Source organism: uncultured Romboutsia sp., from assembly GCF_958366745.1.
GTDB lineage: Bacteria > Bacillota > Clostridia > Peptostreptococcales > Peptostreptococcaceae > Romboutsia > Romboutsia timonensis.
Window position 1 is genome coordinate 1 of record NZ_CATXCO010000148.1, and the last position, 6,253, is coordinate 6,253.

5 protein-coding genes and 2 pseudogenes are annotated in these 6,253 nt (G+C 26.4%); 3 read left to right on the forward strand and 4 right to left on the reverse strand.

What is annotated here, in order from left to right; genetic code table 11:
* Positions 1 to 446 (forward strand): annotated as a pseudogene (locus tag Q5F54_RS09610) (monooxygenase); the annotation flags it as partial.
* Between the two features lie 78 nt (positions 447 to 524).
* On the opposite strand, the gene cax reads toward Q5F54_RS09610, so the two are convergent.
* The 3 genes from cax to Q5F54_RS09625 all read right to left on the reverse strand — a co-directional run bounded on the left by cax (position 525) and on the right by Q5F54_RS09625 (position 2,838).
* Positions 525 to 1,568 (reverse strand): calcium/proton exchanger, encoded by a 1,044-nt coding sequence (gene cax / locus Q5F54_RS09615; RefSeq protein ID WP_302334325.1) that lies wholly within the window; start codon positions 1,566 to 1,568, stop codon positions 525 to 527.
* A 211-nt stretch (positions 1,569 to 1,779) separates the two neighbouring features.
* Positions 1,780 to 2,265: a thiol peroxidase gene (gene tpx / locus Q5F54_RS09620; protein WP_180703087.1), complete on the reverse strand. Its 486-nt coding sequence runs from the start codon at positions 2,263 to 2,265 to the stop codon at positions 1,780 to 1,782.
* Between the two features lie 144 nt (positions 2,266 to 2,409).
* Entirely contained in the window at positions 2,410 to 2,838 is a 429-nt protein-coding gene (locus Q5F54_RS09625) for a DUF2871 domain-containing protein (RefSeq protein WP_071121040.1), read from the reverse strand.
* A 192-nt stretch (positions 2,839 to 3,030) separates the two neighbouring features.
* Here Q5F54_RS09625 and Q5F54_RS09630 point away from each other — a divergent pair, with 192 nt between their 5' ends.
* Entirely contained in the window at positions 3,031 to 3,921 is an 891-nt protein-coding gene (locus tag Q5F54_RS09630; protein WP_281537993.1) for an ABC transporter ATP-binding protein, read from the forward strand.
* Positions 3,921 to 4,736 (forward strand): annotated as a pseudogene (locus Q5F54_RS09635) (ABC transporter permease subunit). Before Q5F54_RS09630 ends, Q5F54_RS09635 begins: the two are co-directional and overlap by 1 nt.
* Positions 4,737 to 4,899: 163 nt before the next feature.
* Here Q5F54_RS09635 and Q5F54_RS09640 read toward each other — a convergent pair.
* Positions 4,900 to 6,228: an FAD-dependent oxidoreductase gene (locus tag Q5F54_RS09640; protein WP_288305596.1), complete on the reverse strand. Its 1,329-nt coding sequence runs from the start codon at positions 6,226 to 6,228 to the stop codon at positions 4,900 to 4,902.
* Between the last annotated feature and the right edge of the window lie 25 nt (positions 6,229 to 6,253).

Here is a 6,253-nt window from a genome sequence, read left to right on the forward strand (position 1 = left end):
GTAAAAACATCCTTATAGATGGCTATGAAACTTTATATATGATACAAGAGCAACTTAAAGATAAAAATATAAATGTTGTTGGTATAATATCTGAAAATAATGATATTGAGACTTATGGACTTACAGATAAGATATACAAAGATTATAAAATAGCATCTATTCAAGGAGATGGTAGAATAAATAGTGTAACTTTAGAAAAGGATGGAAAAGAAGAAGTTGTAGAGTGTGATACTTTAATGTTTGCTAGACCTATGCTTTCTGATGGATTAGTATCTATGAGAAGTGATATAAAGTTAAATCCTACAACAACAGGACCAGAAGTCGATGATAAATTTATGACTTCAAGAGAAAATATATACGCTTGTGGTAATGGGATATATATTCATAAATTTATAGAAGATATAGAAGAGGAATGTAGTAAATTAATAAAAGGACTTAACAATTAAATAAGTTATTTATGTTAAAGCCTACAAAAAAAGCTACCTTAAATAAGTATTAAAAACTTATTTTAAGGTAGCTTTTTACTATAATATGAAAAATGATGCAGCTATAATTAAATAAACTGAAAGTAATTGAACACCTTCAAGCCAGTTAGATTCTCCATCATGAGAAACCCTATTAGCTATAAGTACAGAAGCAATAAGTGCAATTAACTCAAATGGATTAAATACTATACTCATAGGTGTGAAAAATAAACTTATGAATATTAAAACTGGTGCAACAAATAAAATTATTTGTAAACTAGAACCTACAGCTATTTCAAGAGCAACATCCATTTTATCTTTTCTAGCCATAATAACTGCAGTACTATGTTCTGCGGCATTACCTATTATAGGAATTAATATTATTCCTACAAAGAATTGACTCCAACCTAAACTTTCAGTTATTGGCTCTATACCATTTACTAAAAATTCACTTTCTATAGCTATTAAAATAGTAGAAATAACTAATATGAATATAGCTTTTTTTAATGACCATTTAGCATTTCCTTCATGTTCATCATTATTATTGTAGATATGTTTATGAGTACTAAATGAGAAAAATAAACTAAGTGCATATATAACAATCATTACTACAGCCACAAAAATACTTAATCCTTCATATCTAGTATTAAGAAGTTTAGGATCTACCGTATGAGTAAATAAGGCTGGGATACATAATCCTAATACTGCAAATAATAGCATACTTGAAGAAACTTCAGATACTTTTTGATTAAACTTTTGAGTTTTATACTTAAGTCCTCCAGCTAACATACTTGCACCCACAACAAGTAATATATTTCCTATAACAGCACCTGCAATAGATGATTTTACAACATCAAATAAACCTTCTTTAAGAGCAAAAATTGATATTATAAGTTCTGTTGCATTTCCAAATGTACCATTTAAAAATCCACCGATTTTAGGTCCAGAATAAAAAGAAATTTCTTCAGTACCCTCACCCATAAGTCCAGCTAGTGGTATTATTGATAAACAGGATAGTATAAACATAACACTATCAGAAGCATTTAAAAATTTAGCTATAAAACTTATAGGTATGAATATAAGCATATATTTTAATATCTTCATTATTAAATAAGCCTCCTTATAAAGTTGCTATAGTTATGTTGCCCTTAATACAAGGAAATTATATTAATTACTTAAATATAGATAAATAAAATTATTATATAAAAATACAAATAGCCATTTTATTCAAAATAAAAATGGCTATTTGTCTATAATCTAAGAGCATATTATATTCTATTTTTTATTACAAGTAAGTATATTTTTGATAATTATATTATTTTAAAGCATCTAATGCTTTGTCATAATCTGGTTCTTCAGTTACTTCATTTAAGTATTCTACATAAACTATTTTGTTGTTCTCATCAATAACAAATACAGCTCTAGATAAAAGTCCTAGCTCCTTTATGTAAACACCATAATTTTTACCAAATTCTCTATCTTTGTAATCAGAAACTGTTTTTACTTTGTCAATTCCTGCTCCTCCACACCATCTACCTTGTGCAAATGGTAAGTCCATAGATATTGTATATATAGTTACATCACCTAATTTTGCTGCTTCTTGGTTAAAACGTCTTACCTCTGTATCACATACTGGTGTGTCTAATGATGGCACTGTTAAAAATACTCTTTTACCTTTAGTATCACTTAATTTAAATGGATTTAGATCATTATCTACAACTGTAAAGTCAGGTGCAGTATCTCCAACTTTCACTTGAGTTCCTTCTAATGTTAATGGATTTCCTTGAAATGTTACTTTCATTGTATTGCCCTCCTAATATAAATTTAAATTCATGATTATTTTGATTTCTTATTAATATATTTATACTTAAATTTAAGTTATAGCAAAATTTACATTTATAACTATATAAAACTTTTTTAATAATATGTTTTTATAATTTAAACTCTATTTATTTTTAGACAGTATATTTGAATCGTATACTTTTAGCTCTTTATTAACTATTGCCAAAAACCATACTAAAGATACTCCTAATATAGCATGTCCAAGCCCTGCAATATGGCTAAGACCCACAAAGTCAGAACCTATAACTTGTAAAATACCTCTGATTGATAATGTTATTATTAAGTACAATAGTCCTAAATTATACAGCACTATCCATTTATTAAAACTTTTATTATTAGAAATAGTAAAGTTTTTTTCTAGTAGTAAAACTATTATAAAAAATAAAAATCCTAGAACTAAAGTATGAGTATGAACTGATTTAAGCACAGTATATCCAGAAAAGTTATTAAGCTTTGTAAACTCTCTTGAAAAGATTCCCATAACTAGTCCAAATAATAAATAAAATGATGAAATTTTAAAATATTTTTGCATTGTATCCCCTCCAAATAGATATATAATAGCTTATACCTTATATTTAACTATTTAAACACTAAGTATAAATGAATACTTGAAATTAAAATTAATCAATTTAATTTATATATTAGAGTACATATACTTATGTTATAAATAATATTAGATAAATTTAGTAATTATAATATATTAAAACGTATTGGGGGAGATTGAGTGAATGCAATAGAAATAAAAAACTTAACTAAAGTTTATGGTAAAAATAGAGGAATACAAGATATTAATATATCTGTCAAAGAAGGAGAGATATATGGATTTATAGGCCCTAATGGAGCAGGTAAATCAACAACTATAAAAACTCTTTTAAATTTTATATACTCAACTAGTGGAGAAGCATTAATATTTGGGATGGATAGTGTAAAAGAAAGTGAGAAGATAAAAGAGTATATAGGTTACGTTCCTAGTGAAGTAAGATATTATGATGATGTTAAAGTAAAGGACATTATAAAATATGCTCAAAGTTTTTACCCTAAATCAAATAAGGAATATGTAGATAGAATATGTAATGAATTGGAATTAGATATGAATAAAAAAATGGGTGAATTAAGTTTAGGAAATAAAAAGAAAGTAGCTATAGCTCAAAGTTTAATAAACAATCCGAAACTTTTAATATTAGATGAGCCGACTAATGGATTAGACCCTTTAATGCAAAAGAAATTATTTAATATATTGATAGAAGAAAAGGAAAAAGGAAATACTGTTTTCCTATCATCTCATAATTTGGTAGAGGTTCAAAATTTGTGTGATAGAGTTTGTGTAATAAAGGAAGGGAAGATTGTAGATATAATAGAAATAGAGAAGTCTAAAACAGAACTTAAATTAAAGGTAACTTTAAGTAGTAGTGACATAACCGATGATATAGTTTTAAATTTAAGTGATAAAATATTAGATAAAAATGGAAAATTATATACTTTTATATGTTCAAAAAATATAGACTCTCTTGTAAAAGAGCTTGCGAACTACAAGATAGATGAATTACTAATAGAAAAAGAAAATCTTGAAGATGCATTTTTAAATTATTATGAAAATAATAAGGAGGAAGTTTAATGAATATATTTAATTTTGAATTTAAAAGGTTATTAAAGTCTTGCATAATATGGTCACTAGTTTGTGGGGCATTAATTACTTTATTTATGAGTCTATTTCCCACAATGGAAGCTATGGGAATGAAACAAATTGTAAATGATAAAATGGGAGGTATGCCAGTTGAAATACTAAAGGCTTTTAATATAGATTCTAGTATGGACTTTACAGATATATTTAATTACTTAGGTTATGCTATTCAATATATTGCTATGGCAAGTGCTGTTTATGGTGCTATATTAGGTGTTAATTCTCTTATAAGAGAGGAAAGTCAGGGTACGATAGAGTTTTTATATTCAAAGCCTATAAATAGATTAAAAATAGTTACATCAAAGTTATGTGCTATAGTTGCTATATTTTATGTTTATATCTTAATAATTGGTACAATTACTATGGGAGTATGTTATATGGTAAAGCCTGAATAGGTTGAAGTTATGAATTTAATTATGAATATAAAAGTAGTATTTATAGGTATATTATTACTTGGACTTATATTTATATCGTTAGGAACTTTAATATCTTCAATTGTAAAATCTGATAAAGGAGCAATTCCTATATCAATAGGAATATTTTTTGTTTCTTATTTTTTAGGAATAATAGGGAAACTTAAGGATAGCTTTAATTGGTTAAAGTATTTTTCACCTTTTGATTACTATGATCCTAGTGAAATTTTAAAAGATGGGTTTGAAGTTAAATTTATTATAATTGGAATTTGTGTAATAATTATTTCGATAATAAGTAGTTATTTTATTTATGGCAAAAAAGATATGAATATATAGTAAAAGTTTTTCTCATAAATTGGGTGAATTTTTTATTATTGTATTATGAATATGATAAGTATAACTTGTGGTTTAGAGTGTAAACTTTGTATAAAAAATGACCTGTTTAAATAATTTTAAACAGGTCATTTTAAGATATAAATTTATTTATATAAAATAGTATCTATAGTGCTTTTAAAGCAACAGCATTTAATAAACTCCAAGGTTTATTAAAGTGTGGTTGGAAGAAGAAATCAGTCATAGCTAACTCTTCAATTGTCATTTCATTTTGTATAACTACAGATAAAGTATTCATATATTGAGTTAAATCTATATTAGATATTATTTGACCACCTAGTATTTTTCTAGAGTCTTTATCAAATACTAACTTAACTTTAGCTTCTTCAAATGTAGGCATAAATTCTGGTCTATAGTTTTCATCTATTGTTACACTACCTACATTATAATTTGTTGTATTTTTAGCCACTTCTTCAGTAAGTCCAGTAGAAGCTATACACTTATTGTATATTTTTATTCCAGAAGTACCTTGAGTCCCCATATATTTAAGAGTTGGTTTTACTAGGTTTTTACCAACTAAAGTACCCATTCTAACTGCATTAGTAGCAAGAGGTATATATCTAGTGTCTTTTGCAGGATTGTATTTAACTACACAGCAATCTCCAGCAGCAAACACATCTTCTTCACTAGTTCTCATATATTCATCTATTATTATGGCTCCATTAGGTAGAGTTTCTAATTTTCCTTGAACAAGTTTTGTATTAGGAGCAAATCCTATACATAAAACTACTAAATCAGCATTATATTCACCTTTGTCTGTAATAACTTTTTTTACAGTATCAGTTCCTTCAAATTTTTGAACCTTTTGTCCTAGAACTATATTAACGCCTTTATTTTTAAATTCAGTTTCTGCTATATCTGTAAATTCTTTATCTAGATATTTAGCCATAATTCTATTTTCAGCATCTATAAGTGTAGTGTTTTTACCTTGCATTTCAAAGGCTTCAGCAAGTTCTACCCCTATGTATCCTGCACCTATTACAACAACATTCTTAGCATCTTTACTTTTTTCTATTATATTTAAAGCATGGTTATAGTTTTTGCATAAAACTATGTTATCTAAAGTACCACCTTCAAATTTAGGAACGATAGGCCAAGAACCTAAAGTTAAAACTAATTTATCATAATTATCTTCAAATACTTCATTAGTTAATAAATTTTTTACTGATAATTTTTTATTTTTAAAATCTATATCTAAAACCTCATGTTGCATTTTAGTTTGAGCACCTAAAGAGTTTAAAGCTTCAGGTGAACTATAAAATAACTTTTCAGTTGTGTCTATAACTTTACCTACATTTAATGCTATACCACATGATAAAAATGATACATTATTATTTTTTTCATAAATAACAACTTCACTATCAGGATAATTTTCTTTTATATTAACAACTGCAGCAGTACCTGCATGTGTACATCCAACAACTACAACTTTCATTTATTATACCTCCTACGAGTTTTAT